The organism is Enterobacter sp. R-1.6.2 (assembly GCF_035064085.1).
GTDB lineage: Bacteria > Pseudomonadota > Gammaproteobacteria > Enterobacterales > Enterobacteriaceae > Enterobacter > Enterobacter asburiae_B.
The window spans coordinates 25,147-48,974 of sequence record NZ_JASEYI010000012.1 but is presented as its reverse complement, the minus strand read 5'-3'; the positions used below and the strand labels follow the sequence as shown (position 1 = coordinate 48,974).

General features: G+C 55.0%; 21 protein-coding genes, 5 tRNA genes and 1 pseudogene. 21 read left to right on the top strand and 6 right to left on the bottom strand.

Translation table 11 applies throughout. The features are described 5' to 3' along the window. Position 1: 1 nt before the first annotated feature. From QMN93_RS14280 to QMN93_RS14270, 3 genes are all read right to left on the bottom strand, one after another. Complete coding sequence (locus QMN93_RS14280; RefSeq protein ID WP_045400220.1) at positions 2-751, bottom strand: sugar phosphate isomerase/epimerase; 750 nt, start codon at positions 749-751, stop codon at positions 2-4. 103 nt (positions 752-854) lie between these two features. Next, complete coding sequence (locus QMN93_RS14275; RefSeq protein ID WP_023309954.1) at positions 855-1,871, bottom strand: LacI family DNA-binding transcriptional regulator; 1,017 nt, start codon at positions 1,869-1,871, stop codon at positions 855-857. Positions 1,872-2,051: 180 nt separating this feature from the next. Next, a complete protein-coding gene (locus QMN93_RS14270) occupies positions 2,052-2,714 on the bottom strand; it encodes an OmpA family lipoprotein (RefSeq protein WP_024909080.1) in 663 nt (220 codons plus the stop codon). Between the two features lie 211 nt (positions 2,715-2,925). On the opposite strand from QMN93_RS14270, the gene QMN93_RS14265 reads away from it, so the two are divergent. Then, entirely contained in the window at positions 2,926-5,205 is a 2,280-nt protein-coding gene (locus QMN93_RS14265; protein WP_264299652.1) for a molybdopterin guanine dinucleotide-containing S/N-oxide reductase, read from the top strand. Here QMN93_RS14265 and QMN93_RS14260 read toward each other — a convergent pair. Further along, positions 5,168-5,614 (bottom strand): N-acetyltransferase, encoded by a 447-nt coding sequence (locus QMN93_RS14260; RefSeq protein WP_032661790.1) that lies wholly within the window; start codon positions 5,612-5,614, stop codon positions 5,168-5,170. The genes QMN93_RS14265 and QMN93_RS14260 overlap by 38 nt on opposite strands. Then, on the bottom strand, positions 5,592-6,173 hold the full coding sequence (tag, locus tag QMN93_RS14255; protein ID WP_069303503.1) for a DNA-3-methyladenine glycosylase I: 582 nt from the start codon (positions 6,171-6,173) through the stop codon (positions 5,592-5,594). The genes QMN93_RS14260 and tag overlap by 23 nt, the downstream gene beginning before the upstream one ends. A 154-nt stretch (positions 6,174-6,327) precedes the next feature. Between tag and QMN93_RS14250 the strand changes: the two are divergent. The 9 genes and pseudogenes from QMN93_RS14250 (at position 6,328) to dppF (ending at position 16,893) form a co-directional block, all read left to right on the top strand. After that, a pseudogene (locus QMN93_RS14250) lies at positions 6,328-7,025 on the top strand (autotransporter domain-containing protein). A 238-nt stretch (positions 7,026-7,263) separates the two neighbouring features. Continuing rightward, a complete protein-coding gene (locus tag QMN93_RS14245) occupies positions 7,264-8,466 on the top strand; it encodes an MFS transporter (RefSeq protein ID WP_033146995.1) in 1,203 nt (400 codons plus the stop codon). A gap of 239 nt (positions 8,467-8,705) precedes the next feature. Then, entirely contained in the window at positions 8,706-10,400 is a 1,695-nt protein-coding gene (gene eptB, locus QMN93_RS14240; protein WP_039261186.1) for a kdo(2)-lipid A phosphoethanolamine 7''-transferase, read from the top strand. Between the two features lie 91 nt (positions 10,401-10,491). Beyond that, a tRNA-Pro gene (locus QMN93_RS14235) sits at positions 10,492-10,568 on the top strand. A 620-nt stretch (positions 10,569-11,188) separates the two neighbouring features. Continuing rightward, positions 11,189-12,796, top strand: coding sequence for a dipeptide ABC transporter periplasmic-binding protein DppA (dppA, locus tag QMN93_RS14230; RefSeq protein WP_033146993.1), 1,608 nt, complete (start codon positions 11,189-11,191; stop codon positions 12,794-12,796). A 161-nt stretch (positions 12,797-12,957) separates the two neighbouring features. Beyond that, entirely contained in the window at positions 12,958-13,977 is a 1,020-nt protein-coding gene (dppB, locus tag QMN93_RS14225) for a dipeptide ABC transporter permease DppB (protein ID WP_023334097.1), read from the top strand. Positions 13,978-13,986: 9 nt separating this feature from the next. Further along, positions 13,987-14,889, top strand: coding sequence for a dipeptide ABC transporter permease DppC (gene dppC / locus QMN93_RS14220; RefSeq protein ID WP_029742039.1), 903 nt, complete (start codon positions 13,987-13,989; stop codon positions 14,887-14,889). Positions 14,890-14,899: 10 nt separating this feature from the next. Further along, positions 14,900-15,883: a dipeptide ABC transporter ATP-binding protein gene (gene dppD / locus QMN93_RS14215; protein ID WP_008502772.1), complete on the top strand. Its 984-nt coding sequence runs from the start codon at positions 14,900-14,902 to the stop codon at positions 15,881-15,883. Continuing rightward, positions 15,880-16,893, top strand: coding sequence for a dipeptide ABC transporter ATP-binding subunit DppF (dppF, locus tag QMN93_RS14210; protein WP_023309965.1), 1,014 nt, complete (start codon positions 15,880-15,882; stop codon positions 16,891-16,893). Before dppD ends, dppF begins: the two co-directional genes overlap by 4 nt. A 43-nt stretch (positions 16,894-16,936) precedes the next feature. On the opposite strand, the gene coaA is transcribed toward dppF, so the two are convergent. After that, entirely contained in the window at positions 16,937-17,887 is a 951-nt protein-coding gene (gene coaA, locus QMN93_RS14205) for a type I pantothenate kinase (RefSeq protein WP_032668002.1), read from the bottom strand. A gap of 317 nt (positions 17,888-18,204) precedes the next feature. Here coaA and QMN93_RS14200 point away from each other — a divergent pair. The 11 genes from QMN93_RS14200 (at position 18,205) to rplL (ending at position 23,622) form a co-directional block, all read left to right on the top strand. After that, a tRNA-Thr gene (locus QMN93_RS14200) sits at positions 18,205-18,280 on the top strand. Positions 18,281-18,288: 8 nt separating this feature from the next. Continuing rightward, positions 18,289-18,373: transfer RNA gene (locus tag QMN93_RS14195), tRNA-Tyr, on the top strand. Positions 18,374-18,490: 117 nt separating this feature from the next. Next, a tRNA-Gly gene (locus tag QMN93_RS14190) sits at positions 18,491-18,565 on the top strand. Positions 18,566-18,571: 6 nt separating this feature from the next. Then, positions 18,572-18,647: transfer RNA gene (locus QMN93_RS14185), tRNA-Thr, on the top strand. A gap of 118 nt (positions 18,648-18,765) precedes the next feature. Next, entirely contained in the window at positions 18,766-19,950 is a 1,185-nt protein-coding gene (gene tuf / locus QMN93_RS14180; RefSeq protein ID WP_023309456.1) for an elongation factor Tu, read from the top strand. Between the two features lie 228 nt (positions 19,951-20,178). Then, entirely contained in the window at positions 20,179-20,562 is a 384-nt protein-coding gene (gene secE, locus QMN93_RS14175) for a preprotein translocase subunit SecE (RefSeq protein WP_014068449.1), read from the top strand. 1 nt (position 20,563) lies between these two features. Then, positions 20,564-21,109, top strand: a complete 546-nt coding sequence (nusG, locus tag QMN93_RS14170) for a transcription termination/antitermination protein NusG (RefSeq protein WP_002438628.1) — start codon at positions 20,564-20,566, stop codon at positions 21,107-21,109. A 155-nt stretch (positions 21,110-21,264) separates the two neighbouring features. After that, entirely contained in the window at positions 21,265-21,693 is a 429-nt protein-coding gene (gene rplK / locus QMN93_RS14165) for a 50S ribosomal protein L11 (protein WP_008503452.1), read from the top strand. 3 nt (positions 21,694-21,696) lie between these two features. Beyond that, positions 21,697-22,401: a 50S ribosomal protein L1 gene (gene rplA, locus QMN93_RS14160; protein WP_006810530.1), complete on the top strand. Its 705-nt coding sequence runs from the start codon at positions 21,697-21,699 to the stop codon at positions 22,399-22,401. A 291-nt stretch (positions 22,402-22,692) separates the two neighbouring features. Next, positions 22,693-23,190: a 50S ribosomal protein L10 gene (gene rplJ, locus QMN93_RS14155; RefSeq protein ID WP_001207203.1), complete on the top strand. Its 498-nt coding sequence runs from the start codon at positions 22,693-22,695 to the stop codon at positions 23,188-23,190. A gap of 66 nt (positions 23,191-23,256) precedes the next feature. Next, positions 23,257-23,622, top strand: a complete 366-nt coding sequence (gene rplL, locus QMN93_RS14150; RefSeq protein ID WP_006176746.1) for a 50S ribosomal protein L7/L12 — start codon at positions 23,257-23,259, stop codon at positions 23,620-23,622. Positions 23,623-23,828 lie beyond the last annotated feature (206 nt).

The following is a 23,828-nucleotide window of genomic DNA, read 5'->3' as shown; positions in this document are numbered from 1 at the left end:
TTTACTCCTCGCGCAGCAGGTTGACGTAATGGCGGGTAACGGCGGTTAAATCCGTCCCTTCCAGCGGGAACTCGATACCGCGCGGGGCATCGGCAGGCAGCTGGCCGAGCAGATCCAGCCAGCGCGCATCGGCGTGGTCCGGCGCCACGGCGCGGAAGTTATCTTTATGCGGCACGGCGGCTTTCACGTGGATATAGCTCACCGCAGGGGCAAGGTGACGCGCGGCCTCTTCGGGGGAATCACCGACCCACAGCCAGTTGCCCATGTCGAAGGTCAGCGTGACGGGCAATGCCATTTCCCGACAGGCGGCCTGGAAGCGCTGCATCGGCGCGAGCTGTCCGCAGTCGGTCTGATCGTTCTCCACGACCAGCGCCATGCCGCTTGCGTTCAGCAGGGTACGCAGGGCGTCGAGAGGCTGCGCGTCGCGGAAATGGCCCAGAGAAACCTTCAGCCACAGGGCGTTCAGGGTGCTGGCCTCAGAGAGATAGCGGGTCAGATCCGGGTTGAGGGTGCCGTCGGGCATAAACAGGGCGGCGGGGGCGGAGTAGCACGCCAGCAGGCCGAGCAGCTCAATGGATTCTCCCAGCGCAGGCAGCGTCAGCAGCTCTTCGCTGCTGAACAGTTCCCGGCGGATCTCCACGCCGTCTGCCCCTGCGCCTGCAATAACGGGAAGCATCGCCCGCTGACCGCCTGCCTGTCGCACCTGTTCCGCACCGTACGCGGCGGTGACCACCATAATTTTCCTGCCCATCTTCGGACTCCATCGCAACATAACAATACTATTACGCTAGATGGAACCGGTTCCAAAGAAAAGGTCAGGATGTCGAATTTATGATCGGTATCACAAGGGAAAATTAACGCGCCGTGGAGCCGCGAACGATCAGCTCGCCGGAGAAGACCTGCTCGCGAACGGCATCGCTGGTGCCTTCAATGCGGCGAACCACTTGTTCAACAGCAGCATAACCAATCTGCCAGGTGGGCTGTTTGAGTGTCGTAATGCCGACGCCCGCCAGCTCCGCCCACTCCAGTTCATCAAACCCCAGCAGACCGATATCGCTGCCCCAGTGCAGGCCAATGCGCTTGAGCGAGCGGGCGACCTGAAGCGTCAGCGCCCCGTTTGCGGAGATAACGGCTTTGCGCATCCCGCGATGGCGCGTGTGGAACTGGCGCAGGGTGTTGTCGAGCTGGTCGGCTTCGTGAAGCGGCGTTTCGGCATTTTCGGCGATCACGCCGGGATATCGCTCCAGCGTGGTGCGAAATGCGCTCAGGCGCTCGCGACGGGTATTGACCATCCCTAACGGTTCACTCAGAAACAGAATCGCCTCGAAGCCCTGTTCGATCAGATGTTCGGTGGCGGTAGTAGCGGCCTGGGTGTTATCCAGCCCGACCACATCGCAGGCAAATTCCGGGATTTTACGGTCGATGAGGACCATAGGCAGAGAGGACTGCTGCAGGCGGTTTAAACCCTCTTCCCGCATGCCCACCGCGTTCACCACAATCCCTTCGACCTGGTAGCTGCGCAGCAGATCGAGGTAATGCAGCTCCTGGTCGACTTCGTTGTTGGTATTACAGACCAGCGGCGTGAAGCCCTTCTCGCGACAGGCGGCTTCAATACCGCTGAGCACGTTAACGGAATAGGGGTTGGTGATATCGGCGATAATAAGCCCGATAAGGCGGGTGCGGCCGCGTTTGAGCCCGCGCGCCATGAGGCTGGGACGGTAGTCGAGATCGGCAATGGCCTGTTCAATACGCGCCAGCAATGCGTCGGACAGCAGGTGTTTCTCGCCGTTAAGGTAGCGTGAAATACTGGTTTTACCGGTTTTGGCGGCTTTCGCCACGTCGCTGATGGTGGCCCGGGCTGGTTTGCTCATCGCTGATTTCCCTGAATTTAGTGAGAATACCTTAACGGGAAAATCAGACGAATCAAGTAATTTGCCCGGTGGCGCTGCGCTTACCGGAGGGTGCGGTCTGGTGCCCTCACCCCAACCCTCTCCCACGGGAGAGGGTGCCACCACTAAAAACGGCAACGAGCGTTGCCGTTTTGCTTTTACCTACTGAATTGGGCTTAACGTAATCTCAACGCGGCGGTTCTGCGCTTTGCCTTCCGCCGTGCTGTTGCTGGCGATAGGGTTGGCAGGGCCCATGCCGCTGGTGCGGATGCGGTTGGCTTCAACGCCCTGGGTGATCAGCGAGCTGGCTACGGCATCGGCGCGCTGCTGGGACAGACGCATGTTCAGATCCTGGCTGCCGGTGCTGTCGGTGTAGCCCATCACGTTCACGGCGGTCTTGTTGTACTCTTTCAGCACCATCGCCACGCCGGTCAGCGTGTTCGCGCCCGCGGGTTTCAGCGTTGCGCTGCTGCTGTCGAAGGTCACGTTGTTCGGCATATTCAGGATGATGTTATCGCCGCTGCGCGTCACGCTCACGCCGGTTCCCTTCATTTTGTCGCGCAGCTTCGCTTCCTGCACGTCCATGTAATAGCCGACGCCGCCACCCAGTGCCGCGCCCGCCGCTGCGCCAATCAGCGCGCCTTTACCGCGGTCTTTCTTGGAGGAGGAGAGCGCCCCCACGCCTGCGCCGACCAGCGAGCCGATACCCGCGCCAATGCCGGATTTACCCGCTTCACGCTCACCGGTGTAAGGGTTAGTTGTGCAGCCAGAAACAGCCAGTGCACCGCTCACCAGAGCGGCAATAACGAGTACGCGTTTTTTCATCTTCTTTCCTTAATCCTTTTTATTCTTTGCCACGGCGAGCGTGGCAGTTGATTATGACGTCCAGATACGGAGAAAATTCCGGGTATAACTCTGAAATTTGTGACAAACCATAAACAGCCTCAGAAAGAAGGCCGTAAACCTGCACGCAACCAGGAGCGCACGCTTGAGCACCTCAACGAAAACCATTCTGACCGCCGCCCACTGGGGGCCGATGCTGGTCGAAACCGATGGCGAAAATGTTCTGTCGTCCCGCGGGGCACTGCCAACCCAACATCCCAACTCGTTACAGACCGTCGTTCGCGATCAGGTGCACAGCAACACGCGCGTGCGCTGGCCGATGGTGCGTAAAGGTTTTCTGGCCTCGCCGGATAAACCGCAGGGGATCCGCGGTCAGGATGAGTTTGTTCGCGTGAGCTGGGATGACGCGCTGGCGCTGATCCACGCCCAGCATAAGCGCATTCGCGACACTTACGGTCCGTCGTCCATTTTTGCCGGCTCCTACGGCTGGCGTTCTAACGGCGTGCTGCACAAGGCCTCGACGCTGCTGCAGCGCTACATGAGCCTGGCGGGAGGCTATACCGGCCATCTGGGGGATTACTCCACCGGCGCGGCGCAGGCGATCATGCCGTACGTCGTAGGGGGGAACGAAGTGTACCAGCAGCAGACCAGCTGGCCGCTGGTGCTGGCGCATACCGACGTGGTAGTGCTCTGGAGCGCCAACCCGCTCAATACGCTGAAAATTGCCTGGAATGCCAGCGACGAGCAGGGCATTGGGTATTTCGACGCGCTGCGCAAAAGCGGCAAGCGCATCATCTGCATTGACCCGATGCGTTCTGAAACCATGGATTTCTTCGGCGACAGCGCCGAGTGGATTGCCCCCCATATGGGTACCGACGTGGCGATGATGCTGGGGATCGCCCATACGCTGGTAGAAAACGGCTGGCACGATGTTGAATTCCTGACGCGCTGTACCACCGGCTTCGATAAATTCGCCGACTACCTGACGGGCCAATCCGATGGGGTGGCGAAAACGGCAGCGTGGGCGGCAGATATTTGCGGCGTTCCTGCGGAGAAAATCCGCGAACTGGCGGCGTTGTTCCATAAAAATACCACGATGTTAATGTCCGGCTGGGGAATGCAACGTCAACAGTTTGGCGAGCAAAAACACTGGATGCTGGTAACGCTTGCCGCAATGCTTGGGCAGATCGGCACGCCGGGCGGGGGTTTTGGTCTCTCCTATCACTTTGCAAACGGCGGTAACCCGACGCGTAAAGCGGCGGTGCTGGCGTCTCTGCAAGGCTCGGTGCAGGGCGGCGTCGATGCCGTGGATAAAATACCGGTGGCGCGTATTGTTGAAGCCCTGGAAAACCCGGGCGGTTTCTATCAGCACAACGGTCTGGACCGCCACTTCCCGGACATTAAATTTGTCTGGTGGGCGGGCGGGTCGAACTTCACGCACCATCAGGATACCAACCGCCTGATCCGCGCCTGGCAGAAGCCGGAGCTGGTGGTGATTTCCGAGTGCTTCTGGACCGGCTCGGCTAAGCATGCAGATATTGTCCTGCCAGCGACCACCTCGTTTGAGCGTAACGATCTCACTATGACCGGCGACTACAGCAACCAGCATATGGTCCCGATGAAGCGCGTAGTGGCCCCGCGAGACGAAGCGCGTGATGATTTTGACGTGTTTGCTGAACTGAGCGAGCTGTGGGAAGCGGGCGGTCGCGAGCGTTTTACCGAGGGGAAAAGCGATCTGCAATGGCTGGAAACCTTCTACCAGATTGCCGGCCAGCGCGGCGCGGCGCAGGGCGTGACGCTTCCGCCATTTGCTGAATTCTGGGAAGCGAACCAGATCGTCGAGATGCCGGAGAGCGAACAGAACGCGAAGTTTGTCCGTTTTGCCGATTTCCGCCGCGACCCCGAGAACCACCCGCTGAAAACCGAGAGCGGAAAGATCGTGATTTATAGCGAGCGCATCGCCAGCTTTGGCTATGCGGACTGCCCGCCACACCCTATGTGGCTCGAGCCGGACGAGTGGCACGGCAACGCCCAGCCGGAACAGCTGCAGGTGTTGTCTGCGCATCCCGCGCACCGTCTGCACAGCCAGCTTAACTATACGTCTCTGCGCGAGCAGTATGCGGTCGCCGGGCGAGAGCCGGTCACGCTGAATTCCCTTGATGCGAAAGCCCGGGGGATTGCGGACGGCGACGTGGTGCGCGTCTGGAACTCGCGCGGGCAGGTGCTGGCAGGGGCGGTGGTGAGCGACGGGATTAAACCGGGCGTGATCTGCATTCATCAGGGCGCATGGCCCGACCTTGAGCCCGCCGAGGGAGGGATCTGTAAAAACGGGGCGGTTAACGTGCTGACCAAAGATCTCCCCAGCTCGAAGCTGGGGAATGGCTGCGCAGGGAACACGGCGCTGGCCTGGGTAGAAAAATATCAGGGACCCGAGCTTACCTTAACGGCGTTTGATCCGCCTGCCAGCTCATGATCCACGTCGGGTGCTGGGTATCATCCTGCCAGGCGCTGTCCTCAATGCGAAAGCCCTGAGCATGGTAGAAATTCACCGCCCGCACATTTTTCTGATATACCTCCAGGGTTAAATGCGGGAAGCGCTGTTGAACATGGTTCAGCAGCGCGCGCCCGATACCTTTCCCGATGCATGACGGTGCGACAAACAGCGCGCCGACAAACTGAGACTGCATCACGCTGATAAATCCGTATGGCTCGCCATCCTGTTCCCAGACCCAGGTTTCCGCCGACGGCAGGTAAACGTCCCGCACCATGGCCTCGTTCTCTTTCCAGTAACCCGGCTCGATAAACGGATGCGCTTCCGTGGTGCTTTCAAGCCACAGGCTCAGAAGCGGCGCGGTATTCTCACTTTGCCATTTGCGGATCATGATGGCCTCCCGGATGACAGAAGCAGCCGGTAACGTGGTCGTTGACCAGGCCACAGGCCTGCATAAAGGCGTAGCAGATGGTGGAGCCGACAAACTTAAAGCCGCGTTTTTTCAGGGCCTTCGAGAGGGCATCCGAGGCCGGGGTAGAGGCCGGGATTTCCGCGAGCGTGGCGGCCTGTGTGACCAGCGGATCGTTGTTCACAAACGTCCAGACAAAATCTGAGAACGATTCGCCGTTTTGTTCCATCGCCAGGTAAGCGCGTGCGTTACCGATGATGGCCTGGATCTTACCGCGATGACGGATGATACCGGCGTCCTGCACCAGGCGTTCCACGTCTTCATCGGTCATCGCGGCGACGGCGACAGGATCGAACTGGTGGAAGGCGTTGCGGTAGTTTTCGCGTTTCTTCAGTACCGTAATCCAGGACAACCCCGCCTGCTGGCCCTCCAGGCAGATCATCTCAAAGAGTTTTTTGCCATCCGTTTCCGGCACGCCCCATTCCCGATCGTGATAGTCGATATAAAGCTGATCCTGGCTCACCCAACCGCAACGTTCCATCCGTCATCTCCCTTATTGATACTGATTTCGCAAAATTTTCATTCTGACTGGCTTGACGTGTTTACTATAAAGACAATAGTTAATACAAGGGTTATAAGCTCTTCCTGAATAACGACAAATATCGCCGAATTCGGCTCTCTCTGGGGTCGCGTTGATGATGATAAAAAAAATCAGTGGTCGCCATGCTGCTTCTGGCCTGGTGGGGATTTCAGCCTGCCTGTTTTTTGTAATACAGCGTCTGCCTGGCAACAGGAATATATCGTTTCAGACGCCCAAAATAATACGGCGGAACGCTATACATGGGACGCGGATCACCAACCGCGTTATGAGGATATTCTGGCTGAGCGTATTCAGTCTTCGCAAAACGCGCCGGGTCTTGCCCTGAATATACCGTCTGGCAGCACGCCGGAGGGGACGATGAGCGTGGGCTGGAATTTTCCGGTTTCAGCGCGTGTCACCACCGGCCCGGTGGTGGCGTGGCGATACGACGGCACGGCTCCCATGATGATCAACGAGTTTGGTGATAGCGCGTCGACGCAGGCAATCACCGACCCGCTCTGGCATGCCAGCGTCAGCACGCTGGGGTGGCGCGTGAATACCCAGTACGGCGATCTTCGTCCGTGGGCGCAGATTAGCTATAACCAGCAGTTTGGTGAAAACCAGTGGAAATCGCAGTTTGGCATGCCGCAAACGCCAGCCCCTGCCCAAAACGGTAGCTGGATGGACGTCACCGTGGGAACGGATATTCCTTTTAATACGCACGTCGCGGCCTATGCGTCGCTGGCTCAGGGGGAGCACACCACCACCGGTGAGGAGTTTTTATACACCCTCGGCGTTAGCGCAAATTTCTAGAGTTGTTACTTTTTTAAACGTTACGATAACATCTCGAATACAACAACCACGGGCGTTACAGCGATAGCGGATACTAACACGCTGTCGCTTTATGCCCGGGCCAGGCCATTCATTCCCGTTTCCAGGCATTTCATTCCGTTCCGCCTGCATTTCATGCCGTTTTACCCCAGGCGTATTAAGGTTTTGTTTATCGTTGTCCTCAGCGAACTTCCTTAATTTCTCTTGCAGGACAACTGCCATGAACACATCAACTTATAACCGCACGCGCTGGCTCACGCTCTTTGGCACCATCGTCACCCAGTTTGCGCTGGGATCGGTCTATACCTGGAGCCTGTTTAACAGCGCGCTTTCCGACAAACTTGGCGCGCCGGTCAGCCAGGTTGCGTTCTCCTTTGGTCTGCTGAGCCTGGGTCTGGCGATTTCGTCTTCCGTCGCGGGCAAGCTGCAGGAGCGTTTTGGGGTGAAGCGTGTGACCATGGCGTCCGGCATTCTGCTGGGTTTAGGCTTTTTCCTGACGGCGCACTCCAGCAACCTGATGATGCTGTGGCTGAGCGCCGGCGTGCTGGTGGGTCTGGCCGATGGCGCAGGTTACCTGCTGACCCTGTCGAACTGCGTGAAGTGGTTCCCGGAGCGTAAAGGTCTCATCTCCGCGTTCGCCATCGGCTCCTATGGCCTGGGCAGCCTCGGGTTCAAATTTATCGACTCCCATCTGCTGGCGTCCGTTGGCCTCGAAAACACCTTTATGATCTGGGGCGCAATCGTGCTGGTGATGATTCTGTTCGGCGCCACGCTGATGACCGATGCGCCGCAGCAGGAGGTCAAATCCGTTAACGGCGTGGTGGAGAACGACTTCACCCTCGCGCAGTCCATGCGTAAACCGCAGTACTGGATGCTGGCGGTGATGTTCCTGACGGCCTGCATGAGCGGACTTTATGTCATCGGTGTGGCGAAGGATATCGCGCAGGGGATGGTGAAGCTGGATGCGGCCACGGCGGCGAATGCGGTGACGGTCATCTCCATTGCCAACCTCTCCGGTCGTCTGGTGCTCGGCATTCTGTCTGACAAAATTGCCCGCATCCGTGTGATTACGATTGGGCAGGTGGTTTCGCTGGTCGGCATGGCGGCGCTGCTGTTCGCTCCGCTGAATGAAGCCACCTTCTTTGCGGCGATTGCCTGCGTGGCCTTTAACTTCGGCGGCACGATTACCGTCTTCCCGTCACTGGTAAGCGAGTTCTTTGGCCTGAACAATCTGGCGAAAAACTACGGCGTTATCTATCTTGGCTTCGGGATCGGCAGCATCTGCGGCTCGCTGATAGCCTCTCTGTTCGGCGGGTTCTACGTGACCTTCTGCGTCATATTTGCCCTGCTGATTATCTCGCTGGCGCTCTCGACCACGATTCGCCAGCCGCAGCGTGAAGTATTCAAAGAAGCGCACGCGTAAGCAGTATGAAAGAGGCCTCTGTGGCCTCTTTTTTCTTTATGCGAGACGCTTCCCGTCTCGATATTTTGTAAAAATTTATACCGATCACACTCTCTGCTGCCACTTTTCTCTCCCGCTGTGGTCTACTTATCGCGCTTGTAGACGTTTCTAATAACGCTTCCTTACGCATTTACGTACTCTGTCCGCTTTCTCTTTGAGATTCGTCGGGTTTTTATACCCCTTCCCCCAGGGTTGTTTGCATGAAATACATTAGGTCTCTTACCCAGCAAAGATTGTGTCTGATGCTGGCTGTCTATATCGGATTATTTCTGAATGGCGCGGTACTGTTCAGAAGAGTGGAAGGTTATTTTGAACACCTTACCGTAAGTAATGGTATTTTTGCCGCCATTGAAGTGTTCGGCTCCGTCCTCGCTACCTTCTTCCTCTTACGCCTGCTGTCCCTTTTTGGCCGACGTACCTGGCAAATTTTGGCCTCGCTGGTGGTGATTATTTCCGCCGCCGCAAGCTATTACATGACCTTTATGAACGTGGTCATTGGGTACGGTATCGTTGCCTCGGTGATGACCACGGATATCGATCTCTCGAAAGAGGTGGTAGGGAAAGGCTTTATCGTCTGGACAGTTTTAACCTGTCTGATACCGCTGTTCTTTATCTGGAACAATACGTGCCGCTATACGCTGTTACGCCAGCTGCGCACCCGTGGACAGCGGATCCGCAATATCGTCGTTGTCCTGCTGGCTGGTCTGCTGGTATGGGCGCCAATCCGCCTGATGGAAACGCAGCAAAAACGCGTTGAAAAAGCGACGGGCGTGGATATGCCAAGCTATGGCGGCGTGGTGGCAAACTCGTATTTGCCGTCTAACTGGCTGTCAGCGTTAGGTCTGTATGCCTGGGCGCAGGCGGACGAATCCAGTGATGTGAAATCGCTGATCAATCCAACGAAAAAATTCACCTACCAGCCGCCAGCCGACGGGATTGATGATACGTACGTCGTCTTCGTCATCGGCGAAACGACGCGCTGGGATCATATGGGTATTCTCGGCTATAACCGGGACACCACGCCAAAGCTGGCGCAGGAGAAAAACCTGGTGGCTTACCGTGGCTACTCCTGCGATACCGCAACGAAGCTCTCGCTACGCTGTATGTTTGTGCGTGAAGGCGGTGCAAGCGATAACCCGCAACGCACGCTGAAAGAGCAGAACGTGTTTGCCGTGCTGAAGCAGCTTGGGTTTAGCTCTGACCTGTTCGCCATGCAAAGTGAGATGTGGTTCTACACCAACACGCTGGCAGATAACATTGCGTACCGTGAGCAGATTGGCGCCGAACCGCGTAACCGCGGTAAAAACGTCGACGACATGCTGCTGCTGGAAGAGATGTCGCAGTCCCTTAAGAACCATCCGCAGGGTAAGCATCTGGTTATTCTGCATACCAAAGGGTCGCATTACAGCTATTACCAGCGCTACACGCGTGATTTTGCGAAGTGGCAGCCTGAGTGCGTGGGCATTAATAAAGACTGCAGCAAGCAGGAGCTGATCAACGCCTACGATAACTCGGTGCTGTACGTGGATACCTTCCTGAGCCGGGTGATCGACCAGCTGCGCGATAAAAAAGCGATTGTGATTTACGCGGCAGACCACGGTGAATCCATCAATGAGAAAGAGCACCTGCACGGTACGCCGCGCAAGCTGGCACCGCCGGAGCAGTTCCGCGTGCCGATGATCATGTGGATGTCGGATAAGTATCTTGAAAATCCGGAGAAGGCGAAGATGTTTGCTCAGCTGAAAAAAGAGGCGGAGATGAAGGTGCCGCGTCGTCACGTTGAGCTGTATGACACCATTATGGGTTGTCTCGGCTATACCTCACCGAACGGTGGGATTAACGAAAACAACAACTGGTGTAAACTCCCTGATAACAGCGTAAAAGCCGCGCAGTAGCTGCCCTGGCGAGAATATCGCCAGTTGAATGGCTTTTTGAAAATAAGGGATTGACGGGGGCGCACCTCAGCAGTAAGATGCGCTCCGCATTCGGCGAGTAGCGCAGCTTGGTAGCGCAACTGGTTTGGGACCAGTGGGTCGGAGGTTCGAATCCTCTCTCGCCGACCACATTCTGAAAAGGGCTAACCGCAAGGTTAGCCCTTTTTGCATTATGATCTTATCCCGTCAGAGTATCCAAAACGCCCCTTAGGCCTGCTTCTCCCTGCCTGTTAACGATTTTGTGACATAATCCATTGTATTTTTTTATATATAGATTGATCTTTTTTCGCGTTGCTTATGGATAACCTCAGCATTTTTCGCTGTGCGTTTTAACGTTCGCGGTATTTAGTGCTCAGATAATCACCATTCTGCAAGAAAATTTACCCATTCTGAATAAAAGTTAATCACTGATTGTTGCGAAATATGAAGAGACTTGTGCTGCAAGATAGCGAGTAGCATAAATTTCCCTGCTGAAAACTGGCATGCATAGTTTTTTTAATCTTTGTTTGCGGTTTCTCACACTCAGCGTAAATCCCCGTCACCTGTATTGACGTTTTCACATTCTGTTGACAGATTGTAGGGCATGAGGGGCATTTCAGGGACGATCTGCGCTGCAACTCAAACGCTCTTCTGAAAGGATTCTCCATCCCTTTAAAGCCTTCGGGCATCACCGACCGGACCGGGTAAAAAATAAATAAAGGTCTGGCGGCGTAACACAACAAAGCAAAACATCACATTGGAGCAGAATAATGAGTATTTCCTTGAAGAAGTCAGGGATGCTGAAGCTTGGTCTGAGCCTGGTGGCTATGACCGTGGCAGCAAGCGTACAGGCAAAAACCCTGGTTTACTGTTCTGAAGGCTCGCCGGAAGGCTTTAACCCACAGCTCTTTACCTCTGGTACGACTTACGACGCAAGCTCTGTACCGATCTATAACCGTCTGGTTGAATTCAAAACCGGTACCACGGAAGTGATTCCGGGTCTGGCTGAGAAGTGGGACGTCAGCGAAGACGGTAAAACCTATACCTTCCACCTGCGCCAGGGCGTGAAGTGGCAGGACAGCAAAGAATTCAAACCAACGCGCGACTTTAACGCCGACGACGTTGTGTTCTCCTTCGACCGTCAGAAAAACGCTCAGAACCCATACCACAAAGTGTCTGGCGGCAGCTATGAATACTTCGAAGGGATGGGTCTGCCAGACCTGATCGCTGAAGTGAAAAAAGTGGACGATAAAACGGTTCAGTTCGTGCTGACGCGTCCGGAAGCGCCATTCCTGGCTGACCTGGCCATGGACTTCGCTTCAATTCTGTCCAAAGAGTACGCGGACAACATGCTGAAAGCCGGTACGCCGGAAAAAGTCGACCTGAACCCAATCGGTACCGGTCCATTCCAGCTGCTGCAGTACCAGAAAGACTCCCGCATTCTGTATAAAGCGTTCGAAGGCTATTGGGGCACCAAGCCGCAGATCGACCGTCTGGTCTTCTCCATCACGCCTGATGCGTCAGTGCGTTATGCAAAACTGCAGAAAAACGAATGCCAGGTAATGCCGTACCCGAACCCGGCTGATATCGCCCGCATGAAGCAGGACAAGAACATCAACCTGCTGGAGCAGGCTGGCCTGAACGTGGGCTATCTCTCCTTCAACACCGAGAAGAAACCGTTTGATGACGTGAAAGTGCGTCAGGCGCTGACCTACGCGGTGAACAAAGAAGCGATCATCAAGGCGGTTTACCAGGGCGCTGGCGTTGCTGCCAAAAACCTGATCCCACCAACCATGTGGGGCTATAACGACGACGTTAAAGACTACACCTACGATCCTGAGAAAGCGAAAGCGCTGCTGAAAGAAGCGGGCCAGGATAAAGGCTTTACCGTTGAGCTGTGGGCGATGCCGGTACAGCGTCCGTACAACCCGAACGCACGCCGTATGGCGGAAATGGTTCAGGCTGACTGGGCTAAAGTTGGCGTTCAGGCCAAGATTGTGACCTACGAGTGGGGCGAGTACCTGAAGCGCGCCAAAGCGGGTGAGCACCAGGCGGTAATGATGGGCTGGACCGGTGATAACGGGGATCCGGACAACTTCTTCGCCACCCTGTTCAGCTGCGCGGCGGCGAAAGACGGTTCTAACTACTCTCGCTGGTGCTACAAGCCGTTTGAAGACCTGATCCAGCCGGCGCGTGCGACCGACGATCACAACAAACGTATTGAACTGTACAAGCAGGCTCAGGTTGTTATGCACGATCAGGCTCCGGCGCTGATTGTTGCTCACTCCACCGTGTACGAGCCAGTGCGTAAAGAAGTGAAGGGCTACGTGGTTGATCCACTGGGCAAACACCACTTCGAAAACGTATCTGTTGAATAATAAGTAGGGTGTTCTCCCTCTCCCTCTGGGAGAGGGCAGGGGTGAGGGGATGCATGCACGCCCTTCACCCTAACCCTCTCCCGCCAGGAGAGGGAATTTACATTTGTGAGCAATACAGACGTCACGCCACTGGTCGTGCGTCATCAGAGAGAATCCGGGTTATGTTGCAGTTCATCCTCCGACGTCTGGGACTTGTTATCCCCACGTTTATCGGTATCACCCTTCTCACTTTTGCCTTCGTCCATATGATCCCCGGCGACCCGGTAATGATTATGGCGGGCGAGCGTGGTATTTCCCCTGAGCGCCATGCACAGCTGCTGGCGGAACTCGGTCTCGATAAGCCGATGTGGCAGCAGTACCTCCACTATATCTGGGGCGTATTGCACGGTGATTTAGGGATTTCGCTGAAAAGCCGTCTTCCGGTGTGGGACGAGTTCGTGCCGCGTTTTAAAGCGACGCTGGAGCTTGGCGTCTGCGCCATGATTTTCGCCACTGCGGTGGGTATTCCTGTTGGGGTTCTGGCTGCCGTCAAGCGTGGCTCTATTTTTGACCACACCGCCGTGGGCCTGGCGCTGACCGGCTACTCCATGCCTATCTTCTGGTGGGGCATGATGCTGATCATGCTGGTATCGGTGCAGCTTAACCTGACACCGGTCTCCGGGCGCGTCAGCGATATGGTCTTCCTGGATGACTCCAACCCGCTCACCGGCTTTATGCTGATTGATACGGCTATCTGGGGCGAAGAGGGCAACTTCATTGATGCCGTGGCGCACATGATCCTGCCTGCCATGGTGCTGGGCACCATTCCTCTGGCGGTGATCGTGCGAATGACCCGTTCATCGATGCTGGAAGTGCTGGGTGAGGATTATATCCGCACCGCGCGCGCCAAGGGCCTGACGCGTATGCGCGTCATCATCGTCCATGCGCTGCGTAATGCCATGCTGCCGGTGGTGACCGTTATCGGCCTTCAGGTGGGGACGTTGCTGGCGGGGGCGATCCTGACCGAAACCATCTTCTCCTGGCCGGGCCTTGGACGCTGGCTGATTGACGCGCTGCAACGCCGTGACTATCCGGTTGTGCAGGGCGGTGTACTGCTGGTCGCGACGATGATTATCCTCGTCAACCTGCTGGTCGATTTGCTGTACGGCGTGGTGAACCCGCGTATTCGTCATAAGAAGTAAGGGACCATCATGTCACAAGTCACTCAAAATAAAGTGGTCGCTGCACCGGTTCCTATGACGCCGCTGCAGGAATTCTGGCACTACTTCAAGCGCAATAAAGGCGCGGTGGTAGGGCTGGTGTATGTCGTAATCATGATCCTGATTGCGGTGTTTGCGAACTTCCTCGCACCGTATAACCCGGCGGACCAGTTCCGCGATGCGCTGCTCGCGCCGCCTGCGTGGCAGGATGGCGGTAGCCTGACGCACCTGCTGGGTACCGATGACGTGGGTCGCGACGTGCTGTCGCGTCTGATGTACGGTGCGCGCCTGTCGCTGCTGGTCGGCTGTCTCGTTGTTGTGCTGTCGCTGATCATGGGCGTTGTACTCGGCCTGGTTGCCGGTTACTTCGGCGGCATCGTTGATAACATCATCATGCGTATCGTCGACATCATGCTGGCGCTGCCAAGCCTGCTGCTGGCGCTGGTGCTGGTGGCAATCTTCGGCCCGTCGATAGGCAATGCCGCGCTGGCGTTGACCTTCGTGGCGCTCCCTCACTACGTGCGTTTAACCCGTGCGGCGGTGCTGGTGGAAGTGAACCGCGATTACGTCACCGCCTCTCGCGTGGCGGGTGCCGGTGCGATGCGCCAGATGTTCGTGAATATCTTCCCTAACTGCCTGGCGCCGCTGATTGTTCAGGCGTCGCTCGGTTTCTCTAACGCCATTCTTGATATGGCCGCTCTTGGCTTCCTGGGCATGGGTGCACAGCCGCCAACACCGGAGTGGGGCACCATGCTCTCCGACGTGTTGCAGTTCGCACAAAGCGCCTGGTGGGTTGTCACCTTCCCGGGTCTGGCAATTCTGCTGACGGTGCTGGCATTTAACCTGATGGGTGATGGCCTGCGTGATGCGCTTGATCCCAAACTGAAGCAGTAAGAGGCACGAGATGGCGTTATTAAATGTAGATAAATTATCGGTGCACTTCGGCGACGAAGGCACCCCGTTTCGCGCCGTGGACCGCATCAGCTACAGCGTAAATCAGGGCGAAGTGGTTGGCATTGTCGGGGAGTCCGGTTCCGGTAAGTCAGTGAGCTCACTGGCGATCATGGGGCTGATTGATTACCCGGGCCGCGTGATGGCGGAAAACCTGCAGTTCAACGGTCAGGATCTGAAGCGCATTTCTGAAAAACAGCGCCGCCAGCTGGTGGGCGCCGAAGTGGCGATGATTTTCCAGGATCCCATGACCAGCCTGAATCCTTGCTACACCGTTGGTTTCCAGATTATGGAAGCGATTAAGGTGCATCAGGGCGGGAATAAGAAAACCCGTCGTCAGCGCGCGATCGACCTGCTGAACCAGGTGGGTATTCCTGACCCGGCATCACGTCTGGACGTTTACCCGCACCAGCTCTCCGGTGGGATGAGCCAGCGCGTGATGATCGCGATGGCGATTGCCTGTCGACCAAAACTGCTGATTGCGGATGAACCGACGACGGCGCTGGATGTGACCATCCAGGCGCAAATCATCGAACTGCTGCTGGAGCTGCAGCAGAAAGAGAATATGGCGCTGGTGCTGATTACGCACGATTTGGCGCTGGTGGCCGAAGCCGCGCACAAAATCATCGTAATGTATGCCGGCCAGGTGGTCGAAACCGGAAATTCACACGATATTTTCCGCGCGCCGCGTCATCCGTATACCCAGGCGCTTTTACGCGCGCTGCCGGAGTTTGCTCAGGACAAAGCGCGTCTGGCGTCGCTGCCGGGTGTGGTACCGGGTAAATATGACCGTCCGCAGGGCTGTCTGCTCAATCCGCGCTGCCCGTATGCAACGGACAAATGCCGGGCAGAAGAGCCTGAGCTGAACCAGCTTGCTGACGGCCGTCAGTCGAAATGCCACTACCCACTCGATGATGCCGGGAGGCCAACACTATGAGTACGCAACAGGCCACCACGCAACAACCGCTGTTGCAGGCCATCGACCTGAAAAAATACTACCCGGTGAAGAAGGGGCTGTTTGCCCCTGAACGCCTGGTGAAAGCGCTGGACGGCGTCTCCTTTAACCTCGAACGCGGTAAAACGCTGGCGGTGGTGGGGGAGTCAGGCTGCGGCAAATCCACGCTGGGCCGTCTGCTGACGATGATTGAAGTGCCGACCGGCGGCGAGCTCTATTATCAGGGGCAGGATCTGCTCAAGCACGATCCGCAGGCGCAGAAGCTGCGTCGCCAGAAAATCCAGATTGTGTTCCAGAACCCGTATGGTTCTTTGAACCCGCGTAAAAAAGTGGGGCAGATTCTGGAAGAGCCGCTGCTGATCAACAGTAATCTGAGCAAAGAGCAGCGCCGTGAAAAAGCGCTGGCGATGATGGCGAAGGTCGGCCTCAAAACCGAGCATTACGATCGCTATCCGCACATGTTCTCCGGGGGCCAGCGTCAGCGTATCGCTATCGCCCGCGGGCTAATGCTCGATCCGGACGTGGTGATTGCCGATGAGCCGGTCTCCGCGCTCGACGTATCCGTGCGTGCGCAGGTGCTGAACCTGATGATGGATCTCCAGCAGGAGCTGGGGCTCTCTTACGTGTTCATCTCCCACGACCTGTCGGTGGTTGAGCATATTGCCGATGAAGTGATGGTGATGTACCTGGGGCGCTGCGTGGAGAAGGGGACCAAAGACCAGATCTTTAATAACCCTCGTCACCCGTATACCCAGGCGCTGCTGTCTGCGACGCCGCGTCTGAACCCGGACGATCGTCGTGAGCGTATTAAGCTGACGGGGGAACTGCCAAGCCCGCTGAATCCGCCTCCGGGATGTGCATTCAACGCCCGCTGCAGTCGCCGCTTTGGCCCATGTACCCAGCTCCAGCCGCAGCTGAAGGATTATGGCGGCCAGCTGGTTGCCTGCTTCGCGGTCGATCAGGATGAAAATGGCGAGAAGCCACAGGCATAACGAAAAAAACCGGCGATAAGCCGGTTTTTTTATGTCTGCTTGATTATTTCCGCAGGCGAATCTGGTCGACGGCGTGCTTTTCGCTCTTGGTGAGGATCAGGCTCGCGCGCTCGCGCGTCGGCAGGATGTTCTCTTTGAGGTTCACGTAGTTGATCTCATTCCACAGCCCCGTCGCCACGCCGATCGCTTCCTCTTCAGAAAGCTGAGCATAGTGGTGGAAATAGGAATCCGGGTCAGTGAACGCCCCCTCGCGGAACTTCAGGAAGCGGTTGATGTACCAGTTTTGCAGCAGGTCTTCCGGCGCATCGACATAAATAGAGAAATCGACGAAATCCGAGACGAATACGTGATGCGGGTCGTGAGGATAGTCCATCCCGCTTTGCAGCACGTTCAGACCTTCCAGAATCAGGATGTCCGGCTGGACCACGGTTTTATCCCCACCCGGGATGCGATCGTAGATCAGGTGCGAATAGACTGGCGCAGTCACGTGCGGCACGCCGGATTTCAGGTCAGAGACAAATTTCACCAGACGGTGCATATCATAAGAAAGCGGGAAACCTTTCTTCTTCATTAGCCCACGTTCTTTTAACACCTCGTTCGGGTGCAGGAAGCCGTCGGTGGTGATCAGCTCCACGCTGCGGTGTTCCGGCCAGCGGCTTAACAGCGCCTGCAGGACGCGCGCGGTGGTACTTTTACCCACGGCCACGCTGCCTGCGATACTAATGATATAAGGAATGCGTTGACCGTTCGTCCCGAGAAACTGCTCCAGCACGGCCTGACGACGCAGGTTCGAGCTGATATAGAAGTTAAGCAAGCGAGAGAGGGGGAGATAAATTTCTGCCACCTCTTCCAGGGACAGATCTTCGTTTATCCCTTTTAACCGTGCGATTTCACCTTCCGTCAGCGTCATAGGGACGGAATCACGCAGGGCAGCCCACTGGCTGCGGTTAAAGTGAAGATAAGGCGTCATTAACGTTTGCTCTTTTTTGCTCATAAGCATGCTTCAGTGAGCCAGCATCACACTGCCGGATCGTGGCTCATCACACAGTTAATTTTGGACAATGGGCAGGAGGTTAACACCAGATGACGGGAATAATAAGAAAAAAGATGGAAAGCGCTGCGTTACGCGGAAGCCGTCACGCTACGGTGAATACGGTGCAAATCACGATGATATGTTGAATATTTGACCTCAAATGACTACTTTTACAGCGTCCGATACGCTGTTCGCATAAAATGTGAGCGAAAGAACGTTTTATGCAAATTTTTAGTTGCATGACCGCGCAGGTATCCATAGAATGCGCGCTACTTGATGCCGACTTAGCTCAGTAGGTAGAGCAACTGACTTGTAATCAGTAGGTCACCAGTTCGATTCCGGTAGTCGGCACCATCAAGTCCGGTGGGGTTCCCGAGCGGCCAAAGGGAGCAGACTGTAAATCTGCCGTCACAGACTTCGAAGGTTCGAATCCTTCCCCCACCACCACTTTCTGGCAGCGTAAATGCCGCCGGAGCTGGTTGGAAAAATTAGCCAGCTCAAACTGAAAAAGAGAGAAATCTCTTTTTTTGTTACAGAAAGAACTGGGTAGCCGAGTTTCAGGATGCGGGCATCGTATAATGGCTATTACCTCAGCCTTCCAAGCTGATGATGCGGGTTCGATTCCCGCTGCCCGCTCCAATACGTGCTGATATGGCTCAGTTGGTAGAGCGCACCCTTGGTAAGGGTGAGGTCCCCAGTTCGACTCTGGGTATCAGCACCACTTCACTTCTCCTTCCCGTTTCTCTCTGTTTCAATTTTACTGTATTCAACAATTCAGGCATTTCGCCTGGTTGATGTGGTGATATCACCGATTTATCCGTGTCTTAGAGGGACAATCGATGTCTAAAGAAAAGTTTGAACGTACAAAACCGCACGTTAACGTCGGTACTATCGGCCACGTTGACCATGGTAAAACAACGCTGACCGCTGCAATCACTACCGTTCTGGCAAAAACCTACGGTGGTTCTGCTCGTGCATTCGACCAGATCGATAACGCACCAGAAGAAAAAGCTCGTGGTATCACCATCAACACCTCTCACGTTGAGTACGACACCCCGACTCGCCACTACGCACACGTAGACTGCCCAGGCCACGCCGACTATGTTAAAAACATGATCACCGGTGCTGCGCAGATGGACGGCGCGATCCTGGTTGTTGCTGCGACTGATGGCCCAATGCCTCAGACTCGTGAGCACATCCTGCTGGGTCGTCAGGTAGGCGTTCCTTTCATCATCGTGTTCCTGAACAAATGCGACATGGTTGATGACGAAGAGCTGCTGGAACTGGTAGAGATGGAAGTTCGTGAACTGCTGTCTCAGTACGATTTCCCGGGCGACGATACCCCAATCGTTCGTGGTTCTGCTCTGAAAGCGCTGGAAGGCGACGCAGAGTGGGAAGCGAAAATCATCGAACTGGCTGGCTTCCTGGATTCTTACATCCCAGAACCAGAGCGTGCGATTGACAAGCCATTCCTGCTGCCAATCGAAGACGTATTCTCCATCTCCGGTCGTGGTACCGTTGTTACCGGTCGTGTAGAGCGCGGTATCATCAAAGTTGGTGAAGAAGTTGAAATCGTTGGTATCAAAGAGACTGCGAAGTCTACCTGTACTGGCGTTGAAATGTTCCGCAAACTGCTGGACGAAGGCCGTGCTGGTGAGAACGTTGGTGTTCTGCTGCGTGGTATCAAACGTGAAGAAATCGAACGTGGTCAGGTTCTGGCGAAGCCAGGCTCAATCAAGCCACACACCAAGTTCGAATCTGAAGTATACATTCTGTCCAAAGACGAAGGCGGCCGTCATACTCCGTTCTTCAAAGGCTACCGTCCACAGTTCTACTTCCGTACAACTGACGTGACCGGTACCATCGAACTGCCAGAAGGCGTTGAGATGGTAATGCCAGGCGACAACATCAAGATGGTTGTGACTCTGATCCACCCAATCGCGATGGACGACGGTCTGCGTTTCGCAATCCGTGAAGGCGGCCGTACCGTTGGCGCGGGCGTTGTTGCTAAAGTTCTCGGCTAATCGCTGATAACATTTGACGCAATGCGCATGAAAAGGGCATCATTTGATGCCCTTTTTGCACGCTTTCACATCAGAACCTGGCTCATCAGTGATTATTTTTGTCATAATCATTGCTGAGACAGGCTCTGCAGAGAGCGTATAATCCATAAAGGGATTAGCGTTTCGATTTGGCTCGCCTCGCAATCGCGGGGTGAAATTATTTGTAGAATTCTTCTGACAGGTTGGTTTATGAGTGCGAATACCGAAGCTCAAGGGAGCGGGCGCGGCCTGGAAGCGATGAAGTGGGTCGCTGTTGCCGTGCTGCTGATTGTGGCAATCGTTGGCAACTATCTTTATCGTGACATGATGCTGCCGCTCCGCGCGCTGGCAGTGGTGATTCTGATTGCTGCAGCGGGCGGTGTCGCGCTGTTGACGACTAAGGGTAAAGCAACCGTTGCTTTCGCTCGCGAAGCACGTACCGAAGTCCGCAAGGTCATTTGGCCGACTCGCCAGGAAACATTGCACACCACGCTGATCGTGGCTGCAGTGACTGCGGTAATGTCACTGATCCTGTGGGGACTGGATGGTATTCTGGTTCGCCTGGTTTCCTTTATTACTGGCCTGAGGTTCTAAGATGTCTGAAGCCCCTAAAAAGCGTTGGTACGTCGTTCAGGCGTTTTCCGGTTTTGAAGGCCGCGTAGCAACGTCGCTGCGTGAGCATATCAAATTACACAACATGGAAGAGTTATTTGGCGAAGTTATGGTTCCGACCGAAGAAGTGGTTGAGATCCGTGGCGGCCAACGTCGCAAAAGCGAGCGTAAATTCTTCCCGGGTTACGTGCTGGTTCAGATGGTGATGAACGACGCGAGCTGGCACCTGGTGCGCAGCGTACCGCGCGTGATGGGCTTTATCGGCGGCACGTCTGACCGTCCGGCGCCAATCAGCGACAAAGAAGTTGATGCGATTATGAACCGCCTGCAGCAGGTGGGTGATAAGCCGCGTCCGAAAACGCTGTTTGAACCGGGTGAAATGGTTCGTGTTAGCGACGGTCCGTTTGCTGACTTTAACGGTGTGGTTGAAGAAGTGGACTACGAGAAGTCCCGCCTGAAAGTTTCCGTTTCTATCTTCGGTCGTGCGACCCCGGTAGAACTGGACTTTGCGCAGGTCGAAAAAGCCTAAGCAGCGATCAAAAAAGCGGCGATTTAATCGTTGCACAAGGCGCGAGATTGGAATACAATTTCGCGCCTTTTGTTTTTATGGGCCCGGCCCGTAAAACGAATTTTATTCACGGGGAGCCTCCCTGAGGCGCTATCACCCAATCAGAGGATTTTACAATGGCTAAGAAAGTACAAGCCTACGTCAAGCTGCAGGTTGCAGCTGGTATGGCGAACCCAAGTCCACCAGTTGGTCCAGCTCTGGGTCAGCAGGGTGTGAACATCATGGAATTCTGTAAAGCGTTCAACGCCAAAACCGAATCCCTGGAAAAAGGTCTGCCAATCCCAGTCGTAATCACTGTTTACGCTGACCGTTCTTTCACTTTCGTTACCAAAACCCCTCCAGCAGCTGTTCTGCTGAAGAAAGCGGCTGGTATCAAGTCTGGTTCCGGTAAACCGAACAAAGACAAAGTGGGTAAAATTTCCCGCGCTCAGCTGCAGGAAATCGCGCAGACCAAAGCTGCCGACATGACTGGTGCCGACATTGAAGCGATGACTCGCTCAATCGAAGGTACTGCACGTTCCATGGGCCTGGTAGTGGAGGACTAAGAAATGGCTAAACTGACCAAGCGCATGTCCGTGATCCGTGACAAAGTTGATGCGACCAAACAGTACGACATCAACGAAGCTATCGCTCTGCTGAAAGAACTGGCAACTGCTAAGTTCGTTGAAAGCGTTGACGTTGCCGTTAACCTCGGCATCGACGCGCGTAAATCCGATCAGAACGTTCGTGGCGCAACTGTACTGCCACACGGTACTGGCCGTTCCGTTCGCGTAGCTGTATTTGCTCAGGGTGCAAACGCTGAAGCTGCTAAAGCTGCCGGCGCTGAACTGGTAGGTATGGAAGATCTGGCTGATCAGATCAAGAAAGGCGAAATGAACTTTGACGTTGTTATTGCTTCTCCAGATGCAATGCGCGTTGTTGGCCAGCTGGGCCAGGTTCTGGGTCCACGCGGCCTGATGCCTAACCCGAAAGTCGGTACTGTAACACCTAACGTTGCTGAAGCGGTTAAGAACGCTAAAGCAGGTCAGGTTCGTTATCGTAACGACAAAAACGGCATCATCCACACCACCATCGGTAAAGTGGACTTTGACGCTGACAAACTGAAAGAAAACCTGGAAGCTCTGCTGGTTGCGCTGAAAAAAGCAAAACCAACTCAGGCGAAAGGCGTGTACATCAAGAAAGTTAGCATCTCCACCACCATGGGTGCAGGTGTTGCAGTTGACCAGGCTGGCCTGAGCGCTGCTGCAAACTAATGCCTTTACGTGGGCGGTGATTTTGTCTACAATCTTACCCCCACGTTTGCTAACGAAAGTTAGCGGCTAAAAGATTTGTTCGTTGGAGCCTGGCCTAATCCAGGCCTCCGTCGAAGACCGCAGGTGTTTCGCAAGAGACTTAATCCCCTGCGTAGACGGTGACAGAACGCTAAGATTATTTTTGGATACTCTGGCTTGTTTCTGCTCACCGTATTAAGACGCTCTTTCCGTTTGGGAGAGTGAAGTGAGTTCCGGAACATGAGTTCCGGCAAACATCCAGGAGCAAAGCTAATGGCTTTAAATCTTCAAGACAAACAAGCGATTGTTGCTGAAGTCAGCGAAGTAGCCAAAGGCGCGCTGTCTGCAGTAGTTGCGGATTCCCGTGGCGTTACTGTAGACAAAATGACTGAACTGCGTAAAGCAGGTCGTGAAGCTGGCGTATACATGCGTGTTGTTCGTAACACCCTGCTGCGTCGCGTAGTTGAAGGTACTCAGTTCGAGTGCCTGAAAGACACGTTTGTTGGTCCGACCCTGATTGCATACTCTATGGAACACCCGGGCGCTGCTGCTCGTCTGTTCAAAGAGTTCGCGAAAGCGAATGCAAAATTTGAGGTCAAAGCTGCAGCCTTTGAAGGTGAGTTGATCCCGGCATCGCAAATCGATCGCCTGGCAACCCTGCCGACCTACGAAGAAGCAATTGCACGCCTGATGGCAACCATGAAAGAAGCTTCGGCTGGCAAACTGGTTCGCACTCTGGCTGCTGTTCGCGATGCGAAAGAAGCTGCTTAATCGCAGTTATCTTTATAAAGCATTTGCTTACGTATAAACTTATTCTGATTTTCAGGAACAATTTAAATGTCTATCACTAAAGATCAAATCATTGAAGCAGTTGCAGCTATGTCCGTAATGGACGTTGTAGAACTGATTTCTGCAATGGAAGAAAAATTCGGTGTTTCTGCTGCTGCTGCTGTAGCTGTAGCTGCGGGCCCGGCTGAAGCTGCTGAAGAAAAAACTGAATTCGACGTAATTCTGAAAGCTGCTGGCGCTAACAAAGTTGCTGTTATCAAAGCAGTACGTGGCGCAACTGGCCTGGGTCTGAAAGAAGCTAAAGACCTGGTAGAATCTGCTCCAGCTGCGCTGAAAGAAGGCGTGAGCAAAGACGACGCAGAAGCACTGAAAAAATCTCTGGAAGAAGCTGGCGCTGAAGTTGAAGTTAAATAAGCCAACTTTTCTGGTTGCAGCCTGAGTAATTAGGCTGATGGCTGGTGACTTTTTAGTCACCAGCCTTTTTGCGCTGTAAGGCATCAGTAGCATTTCACACTGTTTGACTGCTGATTGTCCTGACAATGCATGTTTCTATCGACGACTTAATATATTGCGACAGGGTGCTCGCTCTGTGTAAATCGCGACGAAATGATTTAAGCGTG

Bases quoted from the DNA above. Each gene is read 5' to 3' on its own strand.
- QMN93_RS14280 (WP_045400220.1), bottom strand. From the start codon at position 751: ATGGGCAGGAAAATTATGGTGGTCACCGCCGCGTACGGTGCGGAACAG.
- QMN93_RS14275 (WP_023309954.1), bottom strand. From the start codon at position 1,871: ATGAGCAAACCAGCCCGGGCCACCATCAGCGACGTGGCGAAAGCCGCC.
- QMN93_RS14270 (WP_024909080.1), bottom strand. From the start codon at position 2,714: ATGAAAAAACGCGTACTCGTTATTGCCGCTCTGGTGAGCGGTGCACTG.
- QMN93_RS14265 (WP_264299652.1), top strand. From the start codon at position 2,926: ATGCTGGTCGAAACCGATGGCGAAAATGTTCTGTCGTCCCGCGGGGCA.
- QMN93_RS14260 (WP_032661790.1), bottom strand. From the start codon at position 5,614: ATGATCCGCAAATGGCAAAGTGAGAATACCGCGCCGCTTCTGAGCCTG.
- tag (WP_069303503.1), bottom strand. From the start codon at position 6,173: ATGGAACGTTGCGGTTGGGTGAGCCAGGATCAGCTTTATATCGACTAT.
- QMN93_RS14245 (WP_033146995.1), top strand. From the start codon at position 7,264: ATGAACACATCAACTTATAACCGCACGCGCTGGCTCACGCTCTTTGGC.
- eptB (WP_039261186.1), top strand. From the start codon at position 8,706: ATGAAATACATTAGGTCTCTTACCCAGCAAAGATTGTGTCTGATGCTG.
- dppA (WP_033146993.1), top strand. From the start codon at position 11,189: ATGAGTATTTCCTTGAAGAAGTCAGGGATGCTGAAGCTTGGTCTGAGC.
- dppB (WP_023334097.1), top strand. From the start codon at position 12,958: ATGTTGCAGTTCATCCTCCGACGTCTGGGACTTGTTATCCCCACGTTT.
- dppC (WP_029742039.1), top strand. From the start codon at position 13,987: ATGTCACAAGTCACTCAAAATAAAGTGGTCGCTGCACCGGTTCCTATG.
- dppD (WP_008502772.1), top strand. From the start codon at position 14,900: ATGGCGTTATTAAATGTAGATAAATTATCGGTGCACTTCGGCGACGAA.
- dppF (WP_023309965.1), top strand. From the start codon at position 15,880: ATGAGTACGCAACAGGCCACCACGCAACAACCGCTGTTGCAGGCCATC.
- coaA (WP_032668002.1), bottom strand. From the start codon at position 17,887: ATGAGCAAAAAAGAGCAAACGTTAATGACGCCTTATCTTCACTTTAAC.
- tuf (WP_023309456.1), top strand. From the start codon at position 18,766: ATGTCTAAAGAAAAGTTTGAACGTACAAAACCGCACGTTAACGTCGGT.
- secE (WP_014068449.1), top strand. From the start codon at position 20,179: ATGAGTGCGAATACCGAAGCTCAAGGGAGCGGGCGCGGCCTGGAAGCG.
- nusG (WP_002438628.1), top strand. From the start codon at position 20,564: ATGTCTGAAGCCCCTAAAAAGCGTTGGTACGTCGTTCAGGCGTTTTCC.
- rplK (WP_008503452.1), top strand. From the start codon at position 21,265: ATGGCTAAGAAAGTACAAGCCTACGTCAAGCTGCAGGTTGCAGCTGGT.
- rplA (WP_006810530.1), top strand. From the start codon at position 21,697: ATGGCTAAACTGACCAAGCGCATGTCCGTGATCCGTGACAAAGTTGAT.
- rplJ (WP_001207203.1), top strand. From the start codon at position 22,693: ATGGCTTTAAATCTTCAAGACAAACAAGCGATTGTTGCTGAAGTCAGC.
- rplL (WP_006176746.1), top strand. From the start codon at position 23,257: ATGTCTATCACTAAAGATCAAATCATTGAAGCAGTTGCAGCTATGTCC.